Raw genomic sequence first — 26655 nt, forward strand, 5'->3', positions numbered from 1 at the left:
TCATCTAGATTGCCTATGAACGGGCATTGCGAAGAGGATAGTGCATGACGGTTGGCTGGACGCTTCTCAAGTCGATGCTGGCGGCAGTCCTTCTGGCGGCAGGATTGCAGGCTGCCCGCGCCGACGAATGGCGCACCACCTCATCGCTGATCGGCGAGTCCAAATACGGCGACAATTTTCAGCACTACGACTATGTCAACCCGAACGCGCCCAAGGGCGGCACGCTGAATTCGGTGGTGCCCGGTACATTCGACAGTTTCAATCCGTACATCGTCCAGGGATCACCAGCCGCCGGCCTCGTCGGGTTCGGCGGTGGCCTGCTCTACGACACGCTGATGGAGCAGGCGACCGACGAAGGCAGCACCAGCCATCCGCTGATCGCCGATGCCTACAAATATCCGGCCGACTATTCCTCCGCCACCTACCGGCTCGACCCGCGCGCCAAATGGCATGACGGCCAGCCGATCACCGTCGATGACGTGATCTGGTCGTTCCAGGTGCTCAAAGCCAACAGCCCGCAATACAGTCGCTATTTCGACAACGTCACCGATGCGGTGAAGATTTCAGACCGCGAGGTGGAGTTCCATTTCAACCAGAAGGGCAACCGCGAACTGCCCAAGATCATCGGCGATCTTGCCGTGCTGCCGAAGCATTGGTGGGAAGGCACCGATGCCAACGGCAAGAAGCGTGACGTCACAAAGCCGACGCTGGAAATTCCTCTCGGTTCGGCCGCCTACAAGATCGCCAGCTTTAAGCCGGGCTCGGAGATCATCTGGCAGCGCGTGCCGGACTACTGGGCGGCCAAGCTGCCGGTGAAGATCGGCCGCGAGAATTTCGACACGCGACGCTACACCTATATCCTCGACGACAATGCCGCCTGGCTCGCCTTCACCAAGGGCGGGCTGGAAGACATCAACCGCGAATTCAGTTCGCGCAAATGGGCGACGGCTTATAATTTCCCGGCATTCCAGGCCGGCGACGTCATCAAGAAGGATTTTCAGACCCAGGCGCCGGAACCGATGCAGGGCTTCGCCCTCAACCAGCGACGGCCGTTGTTCCAGGATCGGCTGGTGCGTGAAGCGCTGACCATCCCGTTCGATTTCGAGAGCATGAACCGCACGCTGTTCTTCGGCTTCAACACCCGCACATCGAGCTATTTCCAGGGCACCGAACTGGCGTCGAGCGGATTGCCGCAAGGCAAGGAACTGGAGATCTTGGAACAATACCGCGACAAGCTGCCGCCCGAACTTTTCACCCAGGAATTCAAGCTGCCGGTCTACGATTCACCGCAGGCGGAACGGAAGTACCTGAAACAGGCGGTCGATCTCTTCGCCAAGGCCGGCTGGGTGATCAAGGGCGGCAAGATGGTCAATGCCAAGACCGGCGCGCCGTTCAAATTCGAGATCCTCGGTTGGAACGACACCGATCAGGTGATCGCCAGCCCCTACATCGCCAACCTCCGTAAGATCGGTGTCGATGCAACTTTGCGCATCATCGACCAGACGCAGTACATCAACCGCGTCAACAATTTCGATTTCGATGTCGTCACCGGCATCCTGCAGCAGTCGGATTCGCCGGGCAACGAGCAACGCGATTTCTGGAGCTCGAAGGCGGCTGATGCGCCCGGTTCGCGCAATCTGATGGGCATCAAGGATCCGATCATCGACGCGCTGGTCGATCGCATTATCTTTGCCACCGATCGCGACGACCTTGTTGCCGCCACTCATGCGCTCGATCGCATCCTGCTGTGGAACTTCTACGTCGTGCCGCAATATTACCGGTCCGCGGTCTGGCTGGCCTACTGGAACAAGTTCGGCTTTCCAGACAAGCAGCCCGCTTACGCCGGCGCCGACATCGATTCCTGGTGGATCGACCCGGACAAGGAGAAGGCGCTGGCGGCCAAATACAAGGGCGGCAATTGATGGGGCGGCAATTGATGGCGGCCCTTGCCCGCCGCGACTTCCTGGCCTTGGGCAGCGCTGCTGCCGCCGCCGCCCTGTTGCCCGGCAAGGCCTTCGCCGAAATTGCGACCGGCATCAAGCTGCATGGCCTGTCGGCCTTCGGCGACCTCAAATACAGACCGAACTTCACGCATTTCGACTATGTCAATCCGGACGCGCCCAAGGGCGGCCAGATGAATTTCGCGCCGCCGAACGCAGCCCTCAATCAGAGCTTCCTGACCTTCAACACGTTGAATTCCTTGGTGTTGAAAGGGGACGCGCCGCCGCGTACCGAACTCTGTTTCGATTCGCTGATGGCAAGCGCGCTCGATGAGCCGGATGCGGTCTATGGCCTGCTTGCCGAAACCGTTACCCTGTCGCCAGACCGCAACGGCTTCCGCTTCGTCCTTCGGCCGCAAGCGCGTTTCCATGACGGCTCGCCGCTGACCGCGGAAGACGTTGTCTTCGCGCTGAAGCTTTACAAGGACAAGGGCCATCCGAACCTTTCCCAGGCGTTGCGGTACATGACCGACGCGGTTGCGGTCGATCCCGCCACCGTCGATCTCACCTTCAATGGCGAGCAGTCGGCGCAAAACATCCTTGCGATCGTGGGGATGCCGATCGTCTCCAAGGCCTTTTACACGGCCAACGATTTTGATGCCTCGACCATGACACCGCCGCTTGGCTCGGGACCCTACAAGATTGGGCGCGTGGCGGCCGGACAGACTGTCGAATATGACCGCGTGGCCGACTATTGGGGCCGCCATCTCCCGGTGAACCGCGGCTTCTACAATTTCGACCGCATCCGCATTGACTTCTATCTTGACCGGCAGGCGGCATTCGAGGCCTTCAAGAAAGGCGACACGCATTTTCGCGAGGAATTCAGCGCGCGGATGTGGGCGACCGGATACGACTTTCCGGCGCTGAAGGACGGCAAGGTCGTCAAACGGGAATTTCCCGGCGAGAAGACGCCAGACATGCAGGGCGTCGCGCTAAACCAGCGTCGTCCGCAGTTCCGCGATGAGCGGGTGCGGCGGGCAATCGCCCGGTGCTTCGATTTCGAATGGATGAAGCGCGCGCTGTTTTACGGCTCTTACGAGCGCTCTCAATCGAACTTCGAACGGTCGGATTACAAGGCCGAAGGCTTGCCCTCGGCTGAGGAATTGACCCTGCTGGAGCCGTTCCGCGCCGAGTTGCCGCCAGAGGTCTTTGGTGAAGCGGTAACGCAGCCCGTCTCCGACGGTTCGGGCCATGACCGCAAGCTGCTGGGCGAGGCTTCGAGATTGCTTGCGCAAGCCGGCTGGAAGCGCGCCGGCAGTTTCGTCGTCAACGACAAGGGTGAGCGGCTGCGGGTGGAAATGCTGACGGAGGATGACGGTATCGTTCGCATCTACACCCCGTGGTCCGAGAATATGAAGGCGATCGGGATCGACGCCTCGATCCGGCAAGTCGATTCGGCGCAATATGAACAACGGCAGAGCGACTTCGACTTCGATCTTACCGTGCTGCATTGGTCGATCGGGGCGACGCCGACTGACGACAGCCTGCAGATGCTCTATGATTCCCGGATGGCTAAAATCCCGGGGCAGCGCAACTATCCGGGCACGGAAAGCAAGGCCATCGACGCGCTGATCGTGGCGGCCAGCAAGGCGAAAAGCCGAATTGAACTCGTCACGGCGCTCAGAGCGCTCGACCGGGTCTTGCGCGCGCGGCTGGACTGGATTCCAACATACTATCTGGCGAATCACCGCGTCGCCTATTGGGACATGTTCGGCTTTGTCGAGCAGAAGCCCGATTTCGGCTTTCCGGTCGAGACGCTGTGGTGGTTCGATAAGGGCAAGGCGGCAAAAATTGGCAAAGGCTGAGATGTTGCGCAGCACTTCACCCTCCCCCTTGTGGGGAGGGTCGGTGAGCACTCCGCGCGCAGCGCGGATGGCGAACCGGGGTGGGGGTGCTAGCGCCGGCATTGCCTTGAGATTACCCCCGCCCCGCTCCGCTTCGCGGATCGACTTGCCGGGGCGAGCCACGCGTCTCGCCCGTCCTTCGGACCCCCACAAAGGCAGGGCTATCGCATATGGAATTCCTGAGATGTCTGCGCGGCACGGACCCCCACCCCTGACCCCTCCCCACAAGGGGAAGGGAGACTTCCGTTGGCGCCGACCCAGGCTAGTCGCCTGTCTTTTCGGCGCCAAAGAAGAATTAAAGGCACGCGGCAGCGTTCCCTCCCCCTTGTGGGGGTCCGAAGGACGGGCGAGACCCGCGGCTCGCCCCAGCAAGCTAGGGTGGGGGTCCTCTTCGAAAGAATCCATATGCGATAGCCCTACCCACAAGGGGGAGGGTAAAAACTGATGGGCGCCTATATCCTGCGCCGCATCCTGTTGATGATCCCGACACTGTTCGGCATCATGGCGATATCCTTCGCCGTCATCCAGTTCGCCCCTGGCGGCCCGGTCGAACAGGTCATCGCCAGGCTGACCAACCAGGGCGGCAGCGATCGCCTCGGCGGCGGCGGTGGCGACGCGGGCGGCAGCGCCACCTTCGATGCCGCCGGCGATGTCAGCTCGAAATATCGCGGTGCGCAGGGCCTCGATCCGGAATTCATCAAAAAGCTGGAGAAGCAGTTCGGCTTCGACAAGCCACCCCTCGAGCGCTTCGGCATGATGCTGTGGAACTATGCACGCTTCGATTTCGGCGACAGCTATTTCCGCGACATTTCGGTGCTCGACCTGATCCTGGAAAAAATGCCGGTGTCGATCTCGATCGGGCTGTGGATCACGCTACTGTCCTACCTGATCTCGATCCCGCTCGGCATCCGCAAGGCGGTCAAGGACGGCAGCCCCTTCGACGTCTGGACCAGCGGCGTCGTCATTGTCGGCTATGCCATCCCGGGCTTCCTGTTCGGCATCATGCTGATGGTGCTGTTTGCCGGCGGATCGTTCTGGGACTGGTTTCCGCTGCGCGGCCTCACCTCGGACAATTGGGATCAGCTTTCCTGGTGGGGCAAGATCGTCGATTATTTCTGGCACATGACCTTGCCGTTGACCGCGCTGGTGCTGTCGGCCTTCGCCACCACGACGCTGCTGACCAAGAACTCGTTCCTGGAAGAAATCCGCAAGCAGTATGTGGTGACGGCGCGGGCCAAGGGCCTGTCGGAACGGCAGGTGCTCTACGGACACGTCTTCCGCAACGCCATGCTGATCGTCATCGCCGGCTTTCCGGGCGCCTTCATCTCGGCCTTCTTCACCGGCTCGCTGCTGATCGAGAACATCTTCTCGCTCGATGGCCTCGGCCTGCTCGGCTTCCGGTCGGTGGTCGAGCGCGACTATCCCGTGGTGTTCGCCAATCTCTACATCTTCTCGCTTCTGGGGCTGTTCGTCGGTCTGCTGTCCGATCTGCTCTACACCTGGGTCGATCCGCGCATCGATTTCGAGCGGAGAGACGTCTGATGTCGGGGGCCAGCGCCACTGCTGAAGCAGCACCGGAGCGGATCGCGCGGCCCTGGCTGTCGCCACTCAACAAGCGCCGCCTGCAGAACTTCAAAGCCAACCGGCGCGGCTACTGGTCGCTGTGGATCTTCCTCGTCCTGTTCGTGCTGTCGCTGTTTGCCGAATTCATCGCCAACGACAAGCCGATCATTGCTTCCTACAAGGGCGAGATCCTGTTTCCGGTGCTGGTCGCCTACCCCGAGGAAAAATTCGGCGGCTTCTATGCTGTCACCGACTATCGCGACCCGGTCATCCAGGACGAGATCAACGCCAATGGCTGGATGATCTGGCCGCCGATCCGCTACTCCTATCAGACCGTCAACAACGCTATTCCGGAAGCAGCGCCCGCCAAGCCGTCATGGGAATACGACGCCAAGGCGCGCTGCGTCCAGTATCCGCAAGGGGCGGCCGACCCTGCCTGCAACATCGGCAACTGGAACTGGCTCGGCACCGACGATCAGGCCCGCGACGTGCTGGCGCGGGTCATCTATGGCTTCCGCATCTCGGTGCTGTTCGGCCTGATCCTGACCGCCGGTTCGGCCTTGATCGGCGTCGCGGCCGGCGCCGTGCAAGGCTATTTCGGCGGCTGGACGGATCTGCTGTTCCAGCGCTTCATCGAAATCTGGTCGGCAATCCCGGTGCTCTATCTCCTGCTCATCGTCGCCGCCATCCTGCCTCCGGGCTTCTTCATCCTGCTCGGCCTGATGCTGCTGTTTTCCTGGGTGGCGCTGGTCGGCGTGGTGCGGGCCGAGTTCCTGCGCGCCCGCAATTTCGAGTATGTCAACGCGGCGCGCGCGCTCGGCGTGCCCAACCGCACCATCATGTTCCGGCACTTGTTGCCCAACGCCATGGTGGCGACATTGACCTTCATGCCCTTCCTGCTGTCAGGCTCGATCTCGACACTGACCTCGCTCGACTATCTCGGCTTCGGCCTGCCGCCCGGCTCCGCTTCACTGGGCGAACTGCTGAAGCAGGCGCAGCGCAACCTCAACGCGCCGTGGCTCGGCATTTCCGGCTTCATCGTCATCTCGCTGATGCTGTCGCTGCTCGTCTTCGTCGGCGAGGCAACGCGCGATGCCTTCGATCCGCGCAAGACGTTCCGATGAGCGAAGCCCCCTTGCTCAGCGTACAGGATCTCAGCGTCGCCTTTGCGCAAGGCGGACAGCAGTCGCTGGCCGTCGACCACATCTCGTTCGACATCGCCAAGGGCGAGACGGTGGCGCTGGTCGGCGAATCCGGCTCCGGCAAATCGGTCTCGGCGCTGTCGGTGCTGAAGCTGCTGCCCTATCCCAGCGCCAGCCACCCCTCGGGAAAGATCCTGTTCCAGGGCGCCGACCTGCTGGCCATGAGCGAGAAGCAGCTTCGGCAAGTGCGCGGCAACAAGATCACCATGATCTTCCAGGAGCCGATGACCTCGCTCAATCCGCTGCACACGATCGAGCAGCAGATCGTCGAGATCCTGAAGCTGCACCAGGGCATGGCCGATCGCCCGGCCAAGGAGCGCACGCTGGCCCTGCTCAACGAGGTCGGCATCCGCGATCCGCAAAAGCGCCTCGACGCCTATCCGCACCAGCTGTCCGGCGGCCAGCGACAGCGCGTGATGATCGCCATGGCGCTGGCCAACGAACCGGAACTTTTGATCGCCGACGAGCCGACGACGGCGCTCGACGTCACCGTGCAGGCACAGATCCTCGAATTGCTGGCCGGCTTGAAGAGCCGCAAGGGCATGTCGATGCTGTTCATCACCCACGATCTCGGCATCGTGCGCAAGATCGCCGACCGGGTCTGCGTGATGACCAAGGGCAAGATCGTCGAGACCGGCCCGACCAAGGAGATCTTCGCCAATCCGCGGCATGCCTATACGCGTCATCTGCTGGCGGCCGAGCCAAAAGGCAAACCGCCAGCTGCCAATGCCGCCGCCAAGCCTGTGATGATGGGCAAGGACATAAAAGTCTGGTTCCCGATCAAGCAGGGCTTCTTTCGCCGCACCGTCGACAATGTGAAGGCGGTCGACGGCATCGACGTCACCGTGCGTGCCGGCCAGACGCTGGGCGTGGTCGGCGAATCCGGCTCCGGCAAGACGACGCTCGGCCTGGCGCTGGCGCGGATGATCTCGTCGACCGGGGCGATCCAGTTCAACGGCCGCGACATCAACCAGCTCACCTTTAACGCCATGCGGCCCCTGCGGCGCGAATTGCAGATCGTCTTTCAGGATCCGTTCGGCTCGCTCAGCCCGCGCATGTCGATCGCCGAGATCATCGAAGAAGGCCTGAAGATCCACGAGCCGAAGCTGTCGCCCGATGAGCGCGACGACAAGGTAGCGGCCGTGCTGAAGGAAGTCGGGCTCGATCCGGCGACACGCAATCGCTATCCTCACGAATTTTCCGGCGGCCAGCGCCAGCGCGTCGCCATCGCTCGCGCCATGGTGCTCAACCCGCGCTTCGTCATGCTGGACGAGCCGACATCGGCGCTCGACATGAGCGTGCAGGCGCAGGTCGTCGACCTGCTGCGCAGCCTGCAGGCCAAGCACGATCTCGCCTATCTCTTCATCAGCCATGATTTGAAAGTCATCCGCGCGCTGGCCAACGACGTCATCGTCATGCGCAATGGCCGGATCGTCGAAGCCGGCCCTTCCCAACAGATTTTTGAAAATCCGCAAACCGACTATACTCGGGCGCTGATTTCGGCCGCCTTCAAGATAGAGACGGCGCCGGTCGGCATCGTCAGCGAGTAATTTGCTTAAAGGGACTAACAGACCGCAATGGAAAAAGGCCGCATCCTGCTTGCCGTCACCGGCTTTCATCCGCAGCGCTGGCGCGAGCTCCTGTCGGCCGAACGCGAGGTGGTGCTGGAACCGGACGGCCCCAGCGACCCCTCGATCACCTATGCGGTGGTGTGGAAGCAGAAGCCCAATTTGTTGTCTTCGTTGCCCAATCTGCGTGCCATCTTCTCGATCGGCGCGGGTGTCGACCATATCTTCGCCGATCCGGGCCTGCCCGATGTGCCGATCGTCAAGGTCGTCGCCGACAACCTGACCCAGTATATGACCGAATATGTCGTCTGGCGGGTGCTCGACCATCACCGCCAGGGCCTGCTCTACCGGTCGCAGCAGCTGAAGAAGATCTGGCACGAGCCACAGCAAAGGCCGGCGGGTGACATTTCGGTCGGCATCATGGGTCTCGGCAGCCTCGGCCGCGCCGCGGCCTCGGTGCTTTTGTCGCTCGGCTTTGCCGTCAACGGCTGGTCGCGCAGCGACAAGGCCATGGAAGGTGTCGCCACCTATTCGGGCGAGGCTGGACTTATCCCCTTCCTCAAGGCGACCGACATACTGGTCGTGCTGTTGCCGCTGACGCCGGAGACCAAGGGCATCATCAACTATGGCGTGCTGAAGGAATTGAGGAAGCGCAACGGCCTCGGCGGCTCGGTGCTGATCAATGCCGGACGCGGCCGCCTGCAGAAGGACGCCGACATAGTGCGGGCGCTTAACGACGGCACGCTGAAGGAGGCGAGCCTCGACGTGTTCGAGGTCGAACCGCTGCCGAAGACCAGTCCGCTGTGGGGTCATCCAAAAGTATTCGTGACGCCGCACGCGGCGGCGACCTCCGATCCCGTGCATCTGGCGCCGATCATGCTGCGCCAGATGGACGCCTTCGAGCGCGGCGAAAAGCTCGACAATCTGGTGGACCGCAAGGCGGGATATTAGCCAGGCAGCGCCAGCTTCTTCTGCTTGTCCGGCTGGCCGCACTGGCGGCGATCGATCGACCGGTTCATGGCATCGATCTCGCCGGTCGCCTTGTCGGCATCGCGCTTGGCCTTGGAGCGCATGTCCGGCGTGAACGGGCCAAAGCCCATCGCCGGATTGGAGAAGGTCGGTTTGGCCTTCGTCGACAGATTGTATTGCTGCGCCAAGCCGTTGCGCTGCGCCAGCAACTGATCGCACGGCACGGTGTCATACTGCAGGGAAGACTGTATGTCGGCGTCCTGCCTCTCGGCCATCGAGGTGCCGCCTACGCAGCCCGCGGTCAGCAGGCAAGATGCCAAGACAATCATGTTCCAGCGCATCGACTATGCTCCTCCTGATATCCCGCCCTGACGCGACCTGATCGCAAATATCAGTCGCGCATGCAAATCGGACTTTTTCACAGCAAGAATGTTTGCGAGGCGGCGACGGACCCCTGAAGCCGCCGGCAGCTTGCCTGCCGCAACGACAGGGCTACGAACTCGGGTTAACGGTTGCTTCGGAGCCTTCGCCGGCGCGTCGGCTGACGGAGCACTACACGAAAAACCCGCCTGTGCGGCGGGTCACTGGCGCAAATCAGCACCATAGGCAAACTTGTACCTTAGCTGACGGCATGGAGTCAAGAAAAAATTCCTATTATGGAAAAGCTACCAGCACAAAAGCTGCCGACACCGCCGAACTGGCTGTCGTCAGGTCTTTTTGTCAACCTGAGTTCGGAGCCCTGGCCACAACGACCAACCCGTTGACGGGTTGCCCACGATCCTGCCGGATCGCGGTTGATTCCAGTGACAGGACCGAAAGCCCGTTGGCGGCCAGGACGTCGCGCACATAGTGTTGCGCATGCGCGTAGCGGCGCGACGGCAGCAGCACGAAATCGCCATCGCCAGTCAGCGTCTCGACGGAAAACGCGAACAGGCCATCCCTGGCCAGCAAGCCGGCAATCGTCTTCACCACGCCGTCCAGCCCGCCGACATAGATGAAAACATCGGCCACCGTCACCAGATCGGCTTTCGGACCGGCACGGACAAAATCTCGCAGATCAGCCTTGTCGAGGAAATCATAGACGCCCTTGGCCCGCGCCTTTCTCAGCATCCTGGCCGAAATGTCATAGCCCTCCAGCCGATCGACGATCGGCCGCAGCCTCGGCCCCATCAGGCCGGTGCCGCAGCCAAGATCGAGCGCCAGCGCGAAGCGGCCGGGCCTTGCCGCTCGAATGGCCCGATCAAGCGTCTCAGGCAGCCGGTATCCCAGCCTGCCGACCAGGGATTCATCGAAGCTCTCGGCATAGTGATCGAACAGTGTCTCGACGAAGGCGCTGGGGAGCGCGTCGACCGCCGGCACCTTGCCGATCAATTGCAGGTTGAGTGCGGCACCTTGACGATCCGCCGGATCGAGTTGCAGCGACATCGTCCAGGCCTGCGCTGCCAGATCCGGCGCGCCCGCCGCCTGCTGCATTTCGCCGAGGCGAAACCAACCCATCGCCCATTGCGGCGTCATTTCCAGTGCACCGAGCAGCAATTCGGCGGCTGCCGCATGATCACCATCCGCATGAAGCATCTCGGCATAATCGGCACGGCGATCGGCGTTCAAATCGCCGGACGAGGCCTGAAGCGGTTTCATGGCGAGGGGTCCTGTCGGCGGATCAAGCCGGCGGTGCTTTATGCGGGAGTCAGCAGTCACTTACAACAGGCTTCCCGCAACGGAATTATATCCTATCTTGGGGTCATGCGCGCCAGCGACCTGCTTCATCCCCGGCCCGAAGGCCTCTATTGCCCGCCGGGCGATTTCTTCATCGACCCGGTGCGGCCGGTGAACCGGGCGTTGATCACGCACGGCCATTCCGACCATGCGCGTTCCGGCCATCGCTCGGTGCTGGCCACGCGGCAGACTCTCGACATTATGGGCCTGCGCTACGGCGAGGATTTTGCCGGCACGACGCAAGCGGCCCGGTTCGGCGAGACGATTGTCCTCAACGGCGTCAGCGTCAGCTTCCATCCAGCCGGCCATGTGCTGGGCTCGGCGCAGATATCGGTCGAGCACCAGGGCACGCGCATCGTCGCTTCCGGCGACTACAAGCGGCAGAGGGATGCGACCTGCGCGCCGTTCGAGCCGATCCCGTGCGATGTGTTCATCACCGAAGCGACCTTCGGTCTGCCGGTGTTTCGTCATCCGCCCGACACGGAAGAGATCGCCCGCCTGTTGAAATCGGCGGCGCAATTTCCTGAGCGCTCGCATCTGGTCGGCGCCTATGCGCTGGGCAAGGCGCAGCGGGTGATGCGGCTGTTGCGCGATGCCGGTTACGACAAGCCGCTCTACATCCATGGCGCGCTGGCGACGCTGAGCGAGTACTATCAGAGCCAGGGCATAGACCTCGGACAGTTGGAGCCTGCAACCGTCGAAAGCGGAGGCAGGCAAGACTTCGCGGGCGCCATCGTCGTCGGCCCGCCATCGGCCTTCGCCGATCGCTGGGCGCGGCGCTTTCCCGATCCGATCTCGTGCTTCGCGTCGGGCTGGATGCGCATCCGCCAGCGCGCCAAGCAGGGCGGCGTCGAACTGCCGTTGATCATCTCCGACCACGCCGACTGGGACGAGCTGACCGCCACCATCAAGGAGACCGGAGCCGAGGAAATCTGGGTGACGCATGGCCGCGAGGAGGCGCTGGTGCGCTGGTGCGAACTCGAAGGCATCGCGGCAAAGCCGCTGCACCTGGTGGGGTACGAGGACGAGGGCGATTGATGGCAGCCTTGGCCGATTTCGCGCCCTACGGCGCCCCCCTCTGGCCTGCCGGCCATCTCCCCCTCAAGGGCAGGGCTGTCCGGGGAAAGTCATTCATATATGAAGGCCATTTGATTGGGGGAGGCTCGGTCTCTTGGTCGGCTTGGATTGACCGGTGGCGGCTTGTCGATGGATTGCATTTTACGCCGCCCAAACAAGTATTGAGCGACCAGTTCTGTGAACCTCAAGATTGGAATAGGGACACGGCGAGTGCGCGCGACAATGCGCAGCAGCGCATATGCGATCATTGCTGCGAAGAGTTGCAGGCGGATCGCATTGTCGTTGTTGCCCAGGAACTTGCGGATCTTGAGGTGCTGCTTGATCCAGCGGAACAGAAGCTCGATTTGCCAGCGACCTTTGTAGAGCCGGCCAATCTCGACGGCCGAGCGCTCCAGATCGTTGGTCAAAAGCGTAATGGTGTCGCCCTCTTGGCGCTGAACGCGCAGGCGGCGCAGGCGCATCGGCAGCTTGCAAACACCCTTGCTGACCAGGCTTACCTCACTGTCTTCCAGAACCAGGAAGCCATCGCCCTGCGGCTCGGCTATGGGGCGATCACACACCAGCGCCAGCCCCATGTTGGCCTTGGGCCGCGTCACGAAGATCGATCCGGCTTCGGCGATCGCCGTCCACCAGCCGTAGTGGCAGTAGCCCTTGTCGAACACGTAGGTCGCCGCAGCTTCGATCGTGATCTGGCGGCCGATCTGGGCGTCGTTGACGTTGGCGTCGGTGATGTCAAGCACGCGCGGACAGTCGACCTTCGGGTCATAGACGACATGCATCTTCATGCCGCGGATGCGCCCATTCGACTTGGCCCAATCGCACAGTTTGCCGAGCGGAATGGGGGTCGAGTCGATCAGCCGCAGCATTTCTTTGCTCTCGCGGCGCATCTGCCGGTCGAGTTGGTCGGCCACAAGGCCGAACGCCTCGGCAAAGACGGCCACCGGACGCCGTCTGTTGGCGTCCGACAAGGTCGAACGCGTCAGGGGACCGCTGCCCAGGTGATAATGATGCTGGCTGTTGGCGTTCCAGCCGGCTTCCAGGCCACGCAAGCCGCTGCTGCCGCAGAACTGGGCATAGATCAGCGCCACCAGATGATCCCAGCTCCTGAACGATTTGTCGTAGGCATCCCCGTCGTGGCGATCCACAATCGCTTGGAATCGACGCCGATCGATGGCTTCAAGAAGCTGCCCGAAGATGCTAGGTGCAAAGCGCATGCCCCGTTCCTTTTCTGAGTCTCGACAACCAGAGAGAAGACGGACAAAACCCGTTTTACGGGGCATGCACATGCGGCATTTCGATTCACTCAATAAGTTCCCCGGACAGCCCTGCCTCAAGGGGGGAGATCGGATGCCGTGCCGGCTTTCGCTAATCTCCGACGTTGCTGGAAATGAGCCGTCAGCTAAGCCGCCAATCTCCCCCCTAGAGGGGGAGATGTCCGGCAGGACAGAGGGGGGCGCGACAGAACGCGACGTCCGCCGATTGGCCGGGCTCACGCCGTCATGAACCGCTTCGCCGAACTTCTCGACCGCCTGGTGCTGACGCCGTCGCGCAACGGCAAGCTGACCTTGCTGACCGACTATTTCCGCAGCGTCGAGGATCCCGACCGCGGGCTGGCGCTGGCCGCCATCACCGGCGATCTCAACATTGCCGCGGTCAAGCCGGCGATGCTGCGCACGCTGGTCACCGAGCGCATGGATCCGGTGCTGTTCGGCTATTCCTACGACTATGTCGGCGATCTGGCCGAAACGGTGTCGCTGGTCTGGCCGCAAACGCCTGGAAATATCCCGAACCGCGAGCCGACGCTTGGCGAGGTCGTTGCCAAACTGCAGGCGGCAAGCCGCTCCGACGGGCCGAAGGTGCTGGCAGGGCTGCTCGACAGCGCCGGCATCTCGGCGCGCTTTGCCATCATCAAGCTGGTCACCGGCGGGCTGCGCATCGGCGTGTCGGCGCGGCTGGCCAAACAGGCGCTGGCGGATTTCGGCAAGGTCGATGTCACCGAGATCGAGGAGCTTTGGCACGGGCTGACGCCGCCTTACACGGCGCTGTTCGCGTGGCTGGAAGGCAAGGCCGAAAAGCCCCGGAACACAGCGATGGCGTTTTTTCGCCCGGTGATGCTGTCGAACCCCGTTGGCGACGGCGATCTCGAAAAGCTCGATCCGGCGGATTATGCGGCCGAGTGGAAATGGGACGGCATCCGTGTCCAGGCGGTGGCCGAAGGCGGCATCCGCCGGCTCTATTCGCGCACCGGCGACGATGTTTCGGGCGCCTTTCCGGACCTCACCGAGGCCATGCTTTTTTCCGCGACGCTGGACGGCGAGCTGCTGGTCGGCGATCCCCGGCAGGCGACCGGCACCTTCTCGGATCTGCAGCAAAGACTAAACCGCAAGACGGTGACACCGAAGATGCAGCAGCAGTACCCGGCCTTCATGCGCTGCTACGATGTGCTGCAGATCGGCGGCGAGGATTTGCGCGCGCTTCCGTTTCGCGAGCGGCGCGACCGCCTCGAAAGCTTCGTGAAGACGCTCGACCCGAGCCGCTTCGACCTGTCACCGTTCGTCGAATTCACCGACTGGCAGACGCTGGAGGGACTGCGGCGGGCGCCACTGCATCCAGTCATCGAAGGCGTCATGCTGAAGCGCTGGGATTCAGCCTATGTCGCCGGCAGGCCGAAAGGCCCATGGTTCAAGTGGAAGCGCGATCCGCATACGGTGGACGCGGTGCTGATGTATGCGCAGCGCGGTCATGGCAAGCGCTCCAGCTTCTACTCCGACTACACGTTCGGTGTCTGGTCCGGTGCTGAAGGCGAAGAGGAACTGGTGCCGGTCGGCAAGGCCTATTTCGGCTTCACCGACGAGGAGCTGAAGCAGATCGACAAATATGTCCGCGACAACACGGTCGAACGCTTCGGCCCGGTGCGCTCGGTGCGCGCCGACCGCGACAATGGCCTGGTGCTGGAAGTCGCCTTCGAAGGGCTCAACCGCTCGACCCGGCATAAATCCGGCGTCGCCATGCGCTTTCCCCGCATTTCGCGGTTGCGCTGGGACAAGCCGGCCAACGAGGCCGACCACATCGAGACGCTGCAGGCGCTGCTCGACCGATAGATCCCCGGCAGGAAGGCTGTCTGGATTGGAACCTGATGTTCGTCCGGGCGGGAAGTCGCTTGCTTTTGCGACCATTTGCTTCCAGCCTGATTGCCTGTCGCAGGCAGGAGCGCACGTGATTTCCCGATCCGACAAGGTTGAATGCTTTCGTGCTCTTCATAGATCGGGCTGCTTCCTGATCCCCAATCCCTGGGACGTTGCAGGCGCCCGGATGATGGTCGGTATGGGCTTCAAAGCGCTCGCGACGACATCGTCGGGCTACGCATTCTCCAAGGGCAGGAAAGATGGGACAATGGAGGTCCCTCGCGATGAGAGCTTGGCATACGCCGCCGAGATAGCGGCTTCGACCGAAGTGCCGGTCACTGCGGATTTGGAGGATGGGTATGCAGCCACCCCCGAAGGTGTTGCCGAGACTGTTCGGCTCGCGGCGGAGATTGGACTGGCGGGGGTTTCTATCGAGGACAGGCAGCCGAATTCCGATTTTCCGATACGCGATTTCGACACTGCGGCCGCACGTGTCGCGGCTGCGGCCGAAGCTGCGCGAAAACACAACATCGTACTCACAGCCCGCGCCGATGGCCTCGGCAAGGGAGCATATGATCTCGACGAGGCAATTCGCCGTCTCAAGGTCTTCGAGTCACTCGGCGCTGAGGTCGTCTATGCGCCCGGCGTGCCAGACCTGGTTTCCCTCCAGACGCTTTGCCGCTCAGTCAGCGCGCCCGTCAATCATGTGCTCGGCCAAGGTGTATCCGGACTGACCTTTGACCAGATTGCGCGGGCGGGTGTACGGCGGATAAGCGTTGGTGGCTCGCTTGCCCGAGCAGTCGGCGGAGCGCTGATGAACATGTGTCAGGAAATTGCGACGGGCAACTTCGCCGCGTTGGAAGCCGCTCCGGCCTGGGGTGATCTACGCAGCCCCAAACCGGTGATGTAAGTCCGTATAGATCGCTCCGGCCATCACCAATGTCCCGTCAACTTCGAGTCTTACGGCTCGACCGAGACGCGGATTTCGTAGATGTCCGCGGCTTTGCCCTGCTTGTCGAAGTCGGAATTGATGGCGATCGTGCCCGCCGAGCCCGGGCGCTTGTCGGGGAACTGCACGTCGAACAGATATTCGTTCTGCTGCTGGCCGACCGCGTAGCGCTTGCGGCCACAGTCGCCCAGTTCGCCGAAATTGCAGTCGACGGAAATCTGCGTCTCCTTGCCTTCCTCGGAGCGGGCGATGATGTCGAACACGGCATGTTTGCCGGCAAGCTTTTCCAGCACGCCTTGCCCGACATCGAAGCTGATTGCCGAACCGGACGCGCCGGAACGGATGCGCAGGAACGGACCGGTATCGTCCTTCATCACCTCGGCCTTGGCATCCGACGGTGCGCTGACATGCGACGCATCGGTCGGCGAAAACACGTTGATCCAGTCGCGCGCCTGATCCTCGGCGCCGGGCTTTGCCGGGCCGCCATCGGCCGGTGTAAAATCGTCGTCGCCGACGGTCGGCGGCGCTTGCGGCGGGGCGGTATCGAGCTGCGCCGACGTTTTGAAGACGCCGGTCTGCACGGCGAAAAACAGGCCGATGCCGACAGCGGCAAGCAGCGTCACTGTCAGGAAGATCGCGGTCAGCGGCAGGCGACGCCCTCGAATGCGCCGTTCGTCGCGATCAGGCGCCACTTCCGTCGCGCCGCCGGCCGAAGCCGGAGCCGACATGTCGATGGACGGAGCGTCGGGAAGCGTGGCGTCCGGCATGATGTCGGGAACGACGGGCAGCACCCGCGAGCGCGGCGTGTCGTCGGCGGATCGGGCGGATTGCACAGGCCTATCGACGACGACATCGGGCGACGGTGCCTGTTGGCCGGTCTCGACCGCGGGTGCTGAGTCCGCGCCAAGCTCGACCGCTGGTGCATCGCCTTGCGGGTCGACATCCGGCACCGCCGGCAGGAACTCGGATTCGATTTCGGTGATTTTCGCCTGGATAGCCTTGCGGCGCTTGATGGCTACTTCCACGGTCACACCGGGATTGGCCTGGAGCGCGCGATCAAGCGCGGCAAAAGCGGCGCGATAGACCTTTTCGCGGAACGCGCGGTCCTCGGCGTTGCCTTTCTCCAAGGCGTTCCGGATCGCTTTTTCGATCGCGTCCAAGCGGGTCCCTCTGTCCGTTCATCAACTTTGCCGTGATCGTTAGCCGCAGGCGACCAATCAATCAACGGGCGAGCGGCGCATTCTGCCTTGGAGAGGTGTCCAAAGTCCATGCCGGCGCTGTTCCGGCAACGAAATCAGCATGTTTCATCGATTTTCACGCGCAGGAACGTGCGCGCCACGCCGAGATGTCACGTCATGGCCGATTGGCGAAGAACGTGGCGGCCGGCTTTCAATGCCGGCACGGGACGCCCGCATGATTTGCCAAGTCGCATCTTGAATTCGCGGCCGGTTGCGTCTATCACCCCCTCCATCTTGGAGGCCTTGGCCTTCCGGGCCGCTTTAGCTCAGTTGGTAGAGCACCGCATTCGTAATGCGGGGGTCGCGTGTTCGAGTCACGCAAGCGGCACCATCTCTCTTGCATTCCTCCCGTTTTTCACCTGCCGCACCGCCGCCGCTGGCGCAAAGGATTGCGACGCGGCGAAGCACATCCGCCATTGTCGCGACTCGGGTTTGGTGGGAAACTCGTGGTCTCAGCATGGGAGGTCGAAATGCCCAACAATTTCAAAACCGGAGACGTCGTCAAGCTGAAGTCCGGAGGCCCGAAAATGACGATCAGCGACGGCGCTGCCTCGGGCACGTATATGTGCCATTGGTTCAACCGTGAGGGTGATGTGTGGACCCCGCAACATGCCGGCTTCAAGCCGGACCAGTTGGTGGTGATTGACCAATCAGAATAGCGGCCCGGCCAACGCGGCTTTGTTTGGCAGCATTGCCGTCGAATGAACTAGCATCGAAAGGGCGGATTCAGCCGCGTGAACGGATCGACAGCGCGACCGACGGATTTCTCGGCTGGCGGCGTTTAACGGTTGAAGCGTGATGGCGGCACAGGCCGTCTGCAACGCGCCAACCGGAGACGCCAAGCATGATCAGCCGTTCGATAGTCATCGTTGCCCTGAGTTTGCAAACCGTTGCGGCTCTCGCCCAGACAGCGACACTACCGCCCACCTCCACGACTGCCCCGGCAGTCAAATCCGATATCACGCTGGCCAAATTCCAAAAGCGGCGCGAGAAGGCGATCATGGCGGCCGATACGGACGGCGACGGCAAGGTCAGCCTGCTGGAATGGGAAGCCTTTCAGGCGAAACGCAACGTCAAAGGCGACGCCGCCAAATCCTTCGCGCGGATCGATTCCAACCGTGACGGCTTTATCGACCGCGCCGAACTCGACGCATTCTTCGCCAAGCGCTTTGCCCGGCTGGACAAGAATGCCGACGGCATTTTGACGGCCGACGAACTGCCGGACCACAAAACCGCTCCCAAGCCGGAGCAATGACCAAGAGGCAATGACGCGCGATGCACATCGGGAGTGCGCCGACTGATGGCCGCGGATCCGGACGAGGAGCTGGTTCGCCGTGTCGGCGCCGGCGATCCGGCAGCCGTGCAAGCGTTGGTCGCGCGCAAGCTGCCGCGCATCCTGGCGCTTGCCGTGCGCATGCTCGGCGATGCGGCGGAGGCCGAGGACGTCGCGCAGGAAACCTTTGTCCGGATCTGGCGTCATGCGTCGAGCTGGCGGCGCGGCAATGCGCGCTTCGACAGCTGGATCCACCGGGTGACGTTGAACCTCTGCTACGACCGGCTGCGCCGCAGGCGCGAATGGGTGACCGACGAGGTGCCGGACGTCGCCGACCCTGCGCCGCTTCCCGATGCTCATTGCGGGGAAGAAGCCCATCGGATCGAACAGGCGCTGCAACGCATCGCGCCGCGCCAGCGCGAGGCGATCGTTTTGGTCTACTATCAGGAGATGTCCAACATCGAAGCGGCATCGACGCTGCAGATCAGCGTCGATGCCCTGGAGAGCCTGCTTGCGCGCGGCCGGCGCTCGCTGCAGACGATCCTGACCAGGGATGGCGCCGATGAGTGAAACCCGGACAAGCATGACCGCGCGGCAGTTACAGCGCCTTGCCGGCACCACCTGGCGGCCGGTTCCTGTCGGCCCTGTGCCATGCGAGCACGCGGCCCCAACGGGCAAGGGGAAAACACATGGCTGAAGGGTCCAGGAACGAGCCGGCAATGGATGCCAGGCGCTTTGCGACCCTGGCCGAAGCCTATGGCGGCGACTTGCGGCGATGGCCCGAGGCTGAACGGATGGCCGGCACGGTCTTTGCTGCAAGCGAAGCGGGCGAGGCCATCCTGAAGCAGGCCGGGACACTCGACACGCTGCTCGACAGTTACCGCGTCGACGACCCCGGCAAAGCGCTGCACGACAGCATCCTGCAGGTCGCCGGCCGGCATCTCGTCCAGCGCCGGCGACAGCGGTTCTGGTGGTTGGGGCTGGGACTCGCCGGCATTGGCCTGGCCGGCGCCGTGGCAGGACTAGCTTTGGTGACCGTCGTCACGCCCGAGGTCCAGCCGGACCACACTGTGCTGGATGCCAATGTGACGGCGTTTGGCGATGCCGGCCCCGATGCCGAGAACGGTGAGGAAAGCCTATGAGCAAGAGCTGGGTCCGTCGTCTGGTCATTGCTTCCGTGGTGCTGAACGTCTTTTTGGCCAGCGCATTTGTCGGTGGCGCGGTCTGGCTGAGAAATGCCAAATCGGGCGTCTCGCTGGAATCGGCCGGCCGACAGCTTCCCGACCAGGACCGCAAGACGTTCCGCGAGGCGCTGCGCCAGGTCCGCGTGCAGTCCCGTCAGATCATTCTCGATGGCCAGCAGGCAAGGCAGGATGCTGCGGACCTGTTGCGGCAGCCTGTCATGGACAAGGCCGCCTTGTCTGCTGCCCTGGAGCGGGCGCGCAACGCCGACGGGACGGTGCGCACCCGGCTTGAGCAGGCCATTGTCGACTTCGCGGCAAACACATCACCCGAAAACCGGAGCGTGCTGGCACAGGCATTGCTGCGCCATATGGAACGCCGCGCTGCCGTTGCGCCAAAAAAATCGCCATGACGACCGACGGAAACTGCCGGAGACGCCGTTTAACGAAGGGAAGGGACAAGCCTGCCCGATCGCACCGTGCGGGGCGGCCATCTTCAAACTCGAATGCACCCGGAGCCCAATTTATGAGTCGCCTGAAAAACTATGCAGCAGCAGCCATCCTGGCGGTCAGTGGAACTGTCGTGACCGCCACTGCGTCCAATGCAATGCCCATCGTGTCCGTTGCCCAGCCGGCCACCCTGGTCGAGAATGTCCGCTGGGGTTGCGGCATCGGCTGGCACCCGAACAGATGGGGACGTTGCGTGCCGAACGGCGTCGTCATCGTGCGCCCGCGCTACCACTACTGGCACGCTCCGGCCTATGGCTGGCACCCGCACCATCACTGGCGCCGCTGGCACCGTTACTGATCAAAGCATCGCGGGGTCAGGCACCTGGCCCCGCGTCAGCGCCGGCACGCACCGGGCAATCCTGCCGGCCAGCCCGGAGTTAAGGTTAGCGCCACTCCAATCCGTGGACGCCCGCTAGATATCTCAGCCGATTGGGTCCGGCCCCAGCGTTGCCACCGTCTTCAGCGCACCGTCGAGCATGTCGCCCTTCTCGTCCTTCAGCGCCATCTCGCGCAGGCGGCGGATCCAGTCGGCGGCGTCCGTGCGGCCCTTGACCAGGTCCAGCGCCGATAGCACGCGGTCGAATTTCGACTGCGCCCGGACGTGGGTGTCGCTGTAGCCCTTGATCAGCCGGCGGCAGTTGAGGATTTCGACGGCCAGCGCGTAATCCTGGGGCACATGGTCGAGCGCCAGCGCATACCAGCGATCGAGATGCGCGATCTCGACCTTGTGGCGCAGCAGGCTGCGGCGCCAGCGGCGCAGGCCGCCGATGAACCAGAGTGCTGCAAAGCCAGCGAAGCTGTCGGTGCGGATGCGGCGGCCGTGGTTGATGCGGCGATCGAGAAAGGCGGCGAGCTTCGGTCGGTCCTCGATGTAGCTGCCCAGCCCTGCCGGCAGCGTGCCGCAGAACTCCTCGATGCGCGGATGGAAATATTCGGTCACCTGCAGAATCGAGCCGTCCTTGACGCCGACCTCGCGGCGCACGCGTTTGTCGCGCGTCGAACGCGTCTTCAGATCGGCGACGCGGATCATGTCGTCGTAGCATAGGGCGTTGGCCAGGTGCTTTGCGGCAGCGATGGACAAGCCATAGCCGCGGTCCGGCCCGTCCAGCGCGACGGCCTTGTCCAGCCGGTCGAGATAGTCTCGCCCGTAGGCGATATCCTGATAGTCGACGACTTTTCTTAGGCCCCTGAGCGCCATGTCACGGACCGCCACGGGCATAAGATCGATGCGGGCGGCCAAGGCCTGCCAGCCTTGCAGCAGGTTTTGCGGGCCACTCACCTGTCCCGCGCCCGAGACAGATTCGACAATCGCGGGCTCGGTCGGCTTCGGCGCCGGTGCCGCCGTACCGCGCGCGCGATCAAACGCAGCACCGAAGGCGGCGAGGCTGGCCTTGACGCCCCGGCCGCCGGCACCGATCGCCTGTTCGTAGCTCTCGCGCGTGAACGGCAAGGCATCGGACCCCGCCAGCGCGCCGAGCAGGCTGGCCGAGATCATCGACCCATTGTCGGCGGCGATCTTCTCCATATCGAAAGCGATGAAGCGCTTCGATGCGGCCTCCGCCGTCGCATGAACCTTGGACGACGAAGCCCGGCCATCGCCAGGTTCGATCTTTTCCGACACGGCGGCGATGCGGTGCGAAGATGCGATCAGCGTGGTGCGCTCGGGCGTGACGAAGCCGCGGATGATGGCACGGCCGGCTTCCATCAGTTCCGCCGCGATCAGGATATCGACGTCGCCTTGCGATGGCGACAGCGCGAAGACCGGCAGCCGGCCGGTGTCGCGGGCCATCTCGACATAGTAGATGGTGGCGCCGGTGCGCTGGGCGACGCCGGCGACCGAGGTCGATTGCGCGACAAAGCCGTTGCGCTCGGCGACATCGGTGATCCAGTCGGCCAGCACGCCGCCGCCCTGACCGCCGACCGCCAGCACGGCGAGCTTGATGACATGCTCGCTATCCTGGGCGCCGGCGCGGGCACGAAGTGGGGGGACGGCGTCAAGCATCGGCGAAGCTCAGGCGCCGGCTTTCGCGGCGGCGCTGCAACAGGCCGATGGCGGCGCAGCGCGTGGCTTCCAGGAAACGGTCCCAGCGGCTTGGATTGTGGACGACGTCGGCGCGGTAGAAGGATGGGCAGAGCACCGCCGCATCGGCGACCTCGCCGCAATTGCCGCAGCCGACACAGCTCTGATCGATATGCGCCACCGGATCGTCGCGCAGCGGATCGTCGAGCGACTTCACCGACAGCGACGGACAGCCAGACAGCCGCATGCAGGCATGGTCGCCGGTGCAGATGTCCTCGTCGACGCCGAACTTCGGTTTGACGACGCGGGTCCCTCCCTTGATCGCCTTGTCGACCAGCGGCTTTTCGCGGCGCTGGCGGTTGAGCATGCATTCGGACGAGGCGACGATGACCTTCGGCCCCCTCTCCTCCGTGGTCAGCGCCTCGCGCAACGTGTCCTGCATCTTGCCGACGTCATAGGTGCGGTCGACATGGCGCAGCCATTTGACCCCCATGCCTTTGACCGCCTCGGTGATCGGATGCTTGGTCGACTTGGTCTTGTTGCCGGCGCGGGACGACAGGATGTCCTGGCCGCCGGTGGCGGCCGAGTAAAAATTGTCGACGATGACGATGACGCCGTCGTTCTTGTTGAACACGGCATTGCCGATCGAGGAGGTCAGGCCGTTGTGCCAGAAGCCGCCATCGCCGACGAAGGAGATCGAGCGGCGCTTGGCATCGGGCGAATTGAACGCCGAAGCAGAAGCAGGCCCCAGGCCGTAGCCCATGGTGGTGGCGCCGAGTTCGAAAGGCGGCATGATCGAGAACAAATGGCAGCCGATGTCGGAGGCGATGTGGTGCTTGCCGAGTTCCTGCTCGACCAGTTTTGTGGCGGCAAAGATCGGCCGTTCCGGGCAGCCTATGCAGAAGCCCGGCGGACGGCCCGGCACGACATTGATCAGATCGGCGGTGTCGACGCCGTCGCCGACCTTGTTGGGCGCACGCACCTCGCCCGGCAGCAGATGCGGCGCCTCGGCGCGCAGGAAGGCACCGATGCCGTCGAGCATGACCTGGCCGGTGTATTCGCCGGCCATCGGCAGGTGCTCCTTGCCGACCAGCCTGGTGCCTCGCCCGGCCTTGTGAAGCATCGCGGCGAAGGCCTGCTCGATGTAGTTGGGTTGGCCTTCCTCGACGACCAGCACCGCCTGCTTGCCTTCGCAGAAGGACAGGAATTCGTCGTCGATCAGGGGATAGACGGCGTTGAGCACATAGAGGGGCACATCGGTGTCGCCATAGATGTCGGCAAGGCCGAGACGCTGCAGGGCGCGAATGACCGAATTGTACATACCGCCCTGCAGGACGATGCCCACCGAACCATGATCCGACCCGAAGAACTCGTTGATCTTGTTCTTGGCGATGAAATCCACCGCCGCCGGCCAGCGTTTTTGCACCTTCTCCTTCTCGTGCAGGAAGGAGGCGGGCGGCAGCACGATGCGGCCGGTGTCGCGGCGCGGCGCTTCCAGCGCGTCGGCAACCGTCATCGGCGGGCGCTTGTTGTCCTTGGCGATGAAATGGCCATGGACATGGCAGCAGCGGATGCGCACCTGCAGCATGACCGGCGTGTTGGAAATCTCCGACAGCTCGAAGCCGTCCTCCACCGCCTTGACGATCGAGGGCAGATTGGGGCGCGGGTCGAGCAGCCAAACCTGGCTTTTCATGGCGAAGGCATGGCTGCGTTCCTGCATGATCGAGGAGCCTTCGCCATAGTCCTCGCCGACGATGATCAGCGCACCGCCGGTGACGCCGCCGGAGGCGAGATTGGCCAGCGCGTCGGAGGCGACATTGGTGCCGACGGTCGACTTGAAGGTGGCAGCGCCACGGATCGGGTAATGCACCGAGGCGGCCAGCATGGCGGTGGCGGTGGCTTCGGAGGCGCTGGCCTCGAAATGCACGCCGAGTTCGCCCAGAATGTCCTGTGCGTCGGCCAGCACGTCCATCAGATGGCTGATCGGCGCGCCCTGATAGCCGCCGACATAGCCGACGCCGCATTGCAGCAGCGCCTTGGTGATAGCGAGGATGCCTTCGCCGGCAAACTCCTCGCCGGCGCCGAGCCTGAGCTTCTCGACTTCCTTGGCAAAAGACCGTTCGGCCATTTTTTTCTCCCTTCCGTTGCCGCCCTGCCCGTTTTCGCCCGGTATTGGCGGCGCGTAGGTCTAGATGTCGTGCTTGCGAATGTTCTTCAGCATCTTCAAAAGCGTGGCGATGAGCGCGGAATATTCGGCGTCGTCGATGTCGTCGAACATCGCCTCGAACGCGTCATGCATGGCCGGCCAGGCGCGGGTGAACTCGGCGCGGCCCTCATCGGTCAGGAACACATGGCGGATACGGCTGTCGGTTACCCCCTGCTCGCGCCGCACAAGGCCCTGGCCCTCCAGCGAGTCGAGCGTGCGGCTCAAGGTCGATTGCTCGATGACCGTGTAAACCGAGAGGTCGTTGACGGTGATGCCGTCGGTGACCGACAGTACGGCCAATGTGCGCACCTGCGGAATGGTCAGGCCCTGCTTGCGAAAGTCGTCGCGCAGAGTGGCGTTGTAGCGTCCCATGATGCGGTTCATCAGATAGGGCGCGAATTGCTGCAGGCCGATCTGCCCCAAGGTCGAAATGCGCTGGCGCTTCTCAGTGACCTTCTCTTCCATCACAGCCTCCCCGCCAGGAGAAAGCCGGAGCCGCCGCCAAGGCCGGCACCCGGATGGGTCGAGGCGCCGATATGGTAGAGGCCCTTGATGCCGGTCTGATGGTTGCGGCTGGTCTTGAACGGGCGCCAAAGGAACGATTGGTCGATGGTCGAGGAGCCGCCATAGGGGTCGCCGCCGACCAGATTGATGTTCATGGCTTCGAGGTCGGCCGGAGAATAGGCGCGCCGCGCAATGACGCTGTCCTTGAAGCCCTCGATATGGCTGGCGAGGATCGCCTCGGTGCGATCCGCATAGGCTTCGCGTAGCGCGTCGGTCCATTGGCCATCGGCCGGTGCTTGCAGTTTGCCGGCGGCGTCGCCCTTGATGTGGCGCGGCGCCTCGGGCAGTTGCAGCCACAGGATCGCCTTGCCTTCCGGGCAGCGCGAGGGGTCGAGCGCATGCGGCTGGCCGACACAGATGGTCGGCACCTCCGGCAGCATGCCGCGCGCCGCTTCGTTGCAGGCTTTCGACACGCCATCCAAGCCCGGCGTCAGATGCAGCAAGGCGACCTTTTCCAGCCCCTCGCCGCGCCATGCGGGCGGCTTGTCCAGGGCATAATGGATCTGGAAATTGCCTTTGCCGTAGCGATACTTTTGGGTCGCCTCGACATCGGCCTTGGGCGCATCCGCGCCGAGCAGCCGACCATAGAGCTGTGTCGGCGTCACCGAGCAGATAATGCTCTTCTTCGCATTGACCGTTTCGCCCGAGGCTAGCCGCACGCCGGTGGCGCGCCCCCCTGTCAGGATGATGGAGGCAACGTCGGCCTCGGTGGAGATGACACCGCCGCGCTCGGTGATGAGTGCCTCGAAGGCCGAGAGCAGATTCTTCGCGCCGCCCTTGACGATCGGCGCTCCGGCGGCTTCGAGCGCAAAGGCGATAACCCTAGCGATCTGACCGGAGAAAGCATCCTCCGGCCCCAAGCCGGCATGCAGCACCCAAGGCGCCCACAGCGCGCGGATGGTTTCGGACTGGTAGGTGCCTTCCAGCCAGTTGCGCGCCGGCACGAGCGCTTCACCGAGAAAGGCGGCGATGCCACGCGGGCCGCGCCGCCAGGCATCGCCGGCCAGCAGTTTCGCTGTCGGATAGGACCACAGGCTGCCGCCAAGCAGACCGAACAGCAGGCCGGCATTGCGCTCGATGCCGCCGACATCATCCGCGTGCCGGTCGCCGTCGCCTGCCGCGATCGCGTTGAGGGCGACGACGTTGGCGGCGCGATCGGTGCTGAGCACGGCATGGCTGCCATCCGGCCGCAGCACGCCGGTCGGCGTGCCGGTGTGGCAGAACTCCAGCCCGTGGCGCGCGAGGTCCGCGCCCAGCGCCGCGAAGGCCGGCGAGGTGATGAACAGCACGAAGGTCGTTGCCATCACATCATGGATGAAGCCCGGCGCGGTGATCTCCTCGGTGCGCATGCAGCCGCCAATGCAGTCGTTGCGCTCGAGGACGAGCACACGCGCCCCTTTGCCGCCGAGCATCGCCGCGCAAACCAGCGCGTTGATGCCGCTGCCGACGATGATGTGATCGGGGGCGTTCATTGGGCGTTTCCTGTGGGCAGCGGGTAGGCTTGCGAGGTTAGCCCTCTATGGCGCCCCCCTCTGTCCTGCCGGACATCTCCCCCTCTAGGGGGGAGATCGGCCGTCATCACGGCTTTCGCCAATTTGTAACGCTGCAGGAATGAATGGGGCGCCGAGGCTGCCAATCTCCCCACTTGAG

Annotated in this window: 23 protein-coding genes and 1 tRNA gene; 16 read left to right on the forward strand and 8 right to left on the reverse strand. The window is 63.4% G+C overall.

What is annotated here, in order from left to right; translation table 11 throughout:
• Nucleotides 1-44: 44 nt before the first annotated feature.
• The 6 genes from ACSQ3L_RS00345 (at nt 45) to ACSQ3L_RS00370 (ending at nt 9128) form a co-directional block, all read left to right on the forward strand.
• Complete coding sequence (locus tag ACSQ3L_RS00345; RefSeq protein ID WP_436158121.1) at nt 45-1922, forward strand: extracellular solute-binding protein; 1878 nt, start codon at nt 45-47, stop codon at nt 1920-1922.
• A gap of 14 nt (nt 1923-1936) precedes the next feature.
• On the forward strand, nt 1937-3805 hold the full coding sequence (locus ACSQ3L_RS00350; protein ID WP_436158122.1) for an extracellular solute-binding protein: 1869 nt from the start codon (nt 1937-1939) through the stop codon (nt 3803-3805).
• 483 nt (nt 3806-4288) lie between these two features.
• Nucleotides 4289-5386 carry a microcin C ABC transporter permease YejB gene (locus tag ACSQ3L_RS00355; protein ID WP_436158123.1) on the forward strand — a complete coding sequence of 366 codons (1098 nt, stop codon included), beginning with the start codon at nt 4289-4291 and terminating at the stop codon, nt 5384-5386.
• Nucleotides 5386-6531, forward strand: coding sequence for an ABC transporter permease (locus tag ACSQ3L_RS00360; RefSeq protein WP_436158124.1), 1146 nt, complete (start codon nt 5386-5388; stop codon nt 6529-6531). The genes ACSQ3L_RS00355 and ACSQ3L_RS00360 overlap by 1 nt, the downstream gene beginning before the upstream one ends.
• On the forward strand, nt 6528-8159 hold the full coding sequence (locus tag ACSQ3L_RS00365; protein WP_436158125.1) for an ABC transporter ATP-binding protein: 1632 nt from the start codon (nt 6528-6530) through the stop codon (nt 8157-8159). The genes ACSQ3L_RS00360 and ACSQ3L_RS00365 overlap by 4 nt, the downstream gene beginning before the upstream one ends.
• 27 nt (nt 8160-8186) lie before the next feature.
• Complete coding sequence (locus tag ACSQ3L_RS00370) at nt 8187-9128, forward strand: 2-hydroxyacid dehydrogenase (RefSeq protein ID WP_436158126.1); 942 nt, start codon at nt 8187-8189, stop codon at nt 9126-9128.
• Here the strand turns inward: ACSQ3L_RS00370 and ACSQ3L_RS00375 are convergent.
• Together ACSQ3L_RS00375 and ACSQ3L_RS00380 are read right to left on the reverse strand one after the other, a co-directional pair.
• The gene (locus tag ACSQ3L_RS00375) at nt 9125-9487 is read right to left on the reverse strand and encodes a hypothetical protein (protein ID WP_436158127.1); all 363 of its coding nucleotides are present in this window, start codon (nt 9485-9487) and stop codon (nt 9125-9127) included. The two genes, ACSQ3L_RS00370 and ACSQ3L_RS00375, sit on opposite strands and share 4 nt — an antisense overlap.
• Before the next feature lie 379 nt (nt 9488-9866).
• Nucleotides 9867-10784, reverse strand: a complete 918-nt coding sequence (locus ACSQ3L_RS00380; RefSeq protein WP_436158128.1) for a class I SAM-dependent DNA methyltransferase — start codon at nt 10782-10784, stop codon at nt 9867-9869.
• 105 nt (nt 10785-10889) lie between these two features.
• Here ACSQ3L_RS00380 and ACSQ3L_RS00385 point away from each other — a divergent pair, with 105 nt between their 5' ends.
• On the forward strand, nt 10890-11900 hold the full coding sequence (locus ACSQ3L_RS00385; RefSeq protein WP_436158129.1) for a ligase-associated DNA damage response exonuclease: 1011 nt from the start codon (nt 10890-10892) through the stop codon (nt 11898-11900).
• Between the two features lie 89 nt (nt 11901-11989).
• On the opposite strand, the gene ACSQ3L_RS00390 is transcribed toward ACSQ3L_RS00385, so the two are convergent.
• On the reverse strand, nt 11990-13153 hold the full coding sequence (locus ACSQ3L_RS00390; RefSeq protein ID WP_436163350.1) for an IS4 family transposase: 1164 nt from the start codon (nt 13151-13153) through the stop codon (nt 11990-11992).
• A gap of 285 nt (nt 13154-13438) precedes the next feature.
• On the opposite strand from ACSQ3L_RS00390, the gene ACSQ3L_RS00395 reads away from it, so the two are divergent.
• Together ACSQ3L_RS00395 and ACSQ3L_RS00400 are read left to right on the forward strand one after the other, a co-directional pair.
• Nucleotides 13439-15040, forward strand: a complete 1602-nt coding sequence (locus tag ACSQ3L_RS00395; RefSeq protein WP_436158130.1) for a cisplatin damage response ATP-dependent DNA ligase — start codon at nt 13439-13441, stop codon at nt 15038-15040.
• A 25-nt stretch (nt 15041-15065) separates the two neighbouring features.
• Entirely contained in the window at nt 15066-15974 is a 909-nt protein-coding gene (locus ACSQ3L_RS00400; RefSeq protein WP_436158131.1) for an isocitrate lyase/PEP mutase family protein, read from the forward strand.
• A gap of 50 nt (nt 15975-16024) precedes the next feature.
• Here ACSQ3L_RS00400 and ACSQ3L_RS00405 read toward each other — a convergent pair whose 3' ends face one another.
• Nucleotides 16025-17173 carry a hypothetical protein gene (locus ACSQ3L_RS00405; protein WP_436158132.1) on the reverse strand — a complete coding sequence of 383 codons (1149 nt, stop codon included), beginning with the start codon at nt 17171-17173 and terminating at the stop codon, nt 16025-16027.
• A gap of 333 nt (nt 17174-17506) precedes the next feature.
• Between ACSQ3L_RS00405 and ACSQ3L_RS00410 the strand changes: the two genes are divergently transcribed.
• The 7 genes from ACSQ3L_RS00410 (at nt 17507) to ACSQ3L_RS00440 (ending at nt 20513) form a co-directional block, all read left to right on the forward strand.
• Nucleotides 17507-17582, forward strand: a tRNA-Thr gene (locus ACSQ3L_RS00410).
• A 139-nt stretch (nt 17583-17721) separates the two neighbouring features.
• Nucleotides 17722-17910 (forward strand): YodC family protein, encoded by a 189-nt coding sequence (locus ACSQ3L_RS00415; protein WP_436158133.1) that lies wholly within the window; start codon nt 17722-17724, stop codon nt 17908-17910.
• Between the two features lie 185 nt (nt 17911-18095).
• Nucleotides 18096-18506, forward strand: coding sequence for an EF-hand domain-containing protein (locus ACSQ3L_RS00420; protein ID WP_436158134.1), 411 nt, complete (start codon nt 18096-18098; stop codon nt 18504-18506).
• 45 nt (nt 18507-18551) lie between these two features.
• The gene (locus ACSQ3L_RS00425; protein ID WP_436158135.1) at nt 18552-19094 is read left to right on the forward strand and encodes an RNA polymerase sigma factor; all 543 of its coding nucleotides are present in this window, start codon (nt 18552-18554) and stop codon (nt 19092-19094) included.
• Nucleotides 19095-19213: 119 nt separating this feature from the next.
• The gene (locus ACSQ3L_RS00430; RefSeq protein ID WP_436158136.1) at nt 19214-19666 is read left to right on the forward strand and encodes a hypothetical protein; all 453 of its coding nucleotides are present in this window, start codon (nt 19214-19216) and stop codon (nt 19664-19666) included.
• Nucleotides 19663-20118: a periplasmic heavy metal sensor gene (locus tag ACSQ3L_RS00435; RefSeq protein WP_436158137.1), complete on the forward strand. Its 456-nt coding sequence runs from the start codon at nt 19663-19665 to the stop codon at nt 20116-20118. Before ACSQ3L_RS00430 ends, ACSQ3L_RS00435 begins: the two co-directional genes overlap by 4 nt.
• 113 nt (nt 20119-20231) lie before the next feature.
• The gene (locus ACSQ3L_RS00440) at nt 20232-20513 is read left to right on the forward strand and encodes a GCG_CRPN prefix-to-repeats domain-containing protein (RefSeq protein ID WP_436158138.1); all 282 of its coding nucleotides are present in this window, start codon (nt 20232-20234) and stop codon (nt 20511-20513) included.
• A gap of 123 nt (nt 20514-20636) precedes the next feature.
• On the opposite strand, the gene ACSQ3L_RS00445 is transcribed toward ACSQ3L_RS00440, so the two are convergent.
• Genes ACSQ3L_RS00445 through ACSQ3L_RS00460 form a run of 4 tightly spaced genes read right to left on the reverse strand, consistent with a single transcriptional unit; the run spans nt 20637 to nt 26477 of the window.
• The gene (locus tag ACSQ3L_RS00445; protein ID WP_436158139.1) at nt 20637-22217 is read right to left on the reverse strand and encodes an indolepyruvate oxidoreductase subunit beta family protein; all 1581 of its coding nucleotides are present in this window, start codon (nt 22215-22217) and stop codon (nt 20637-20639) included.
• Nucleotides 22210-24363, reverse strand: coding sequence for a thiamine pyrophosphate-dependent enzyme (locus ACSQ3L_RS00450; RefSeq protein ID WP_436158140.1), 2154 nt, complete (start codon nt 24361-24363; stop codon nt 22210-22212). The genes ACSQ3L_RS00445 and ACSQ3L_RS00450 overlap by 8 nt, the downstream gene beginning before the upstream one ends.
• Nucleotides 24364-24423: 60 nt before the next feature.
• Nucleotides 24424-24906 carry a MarR family winged helix-turn-helix transcriptional regulator gene (locus ACSQ3L_RS00455; RefSeq protein ID WP_127270494.1) on the reverse strand — a complete coding sequence of 161 codons (483 nt, stop codon included), beginning with the start codon at nt 24904-24906 and terminating at the stop codon, nt 24424-24426.
• On the reverse strand, nt 24906-26477 hold the full coding sequence (locus ACSQ3L_RS00460) for a phytoene desaturase family protein (protein WP_436158141.1): 1572 nt from the start codon (nt 26475-26477) through the stop codon (nt 24906-24908). The genes ACSQ3L_RS00455 and ACSQ3L_RS00460 overlap by 1 nt, the downstream gene beginning before the upstream one ends.
• Between the last annotated feature and the right edge of the window lie 178 nt (nt 26478-26655).

The organism is Mesorhizobium sp. LjRoot246, assembly GCF_964254115.1.
Classification (GTDB): domain Bacteria; phylum Pseudomonadota; class Alphaproteobacteria; order Rhizobiales; family Rhizobiaceae; genus Mesorhizobium.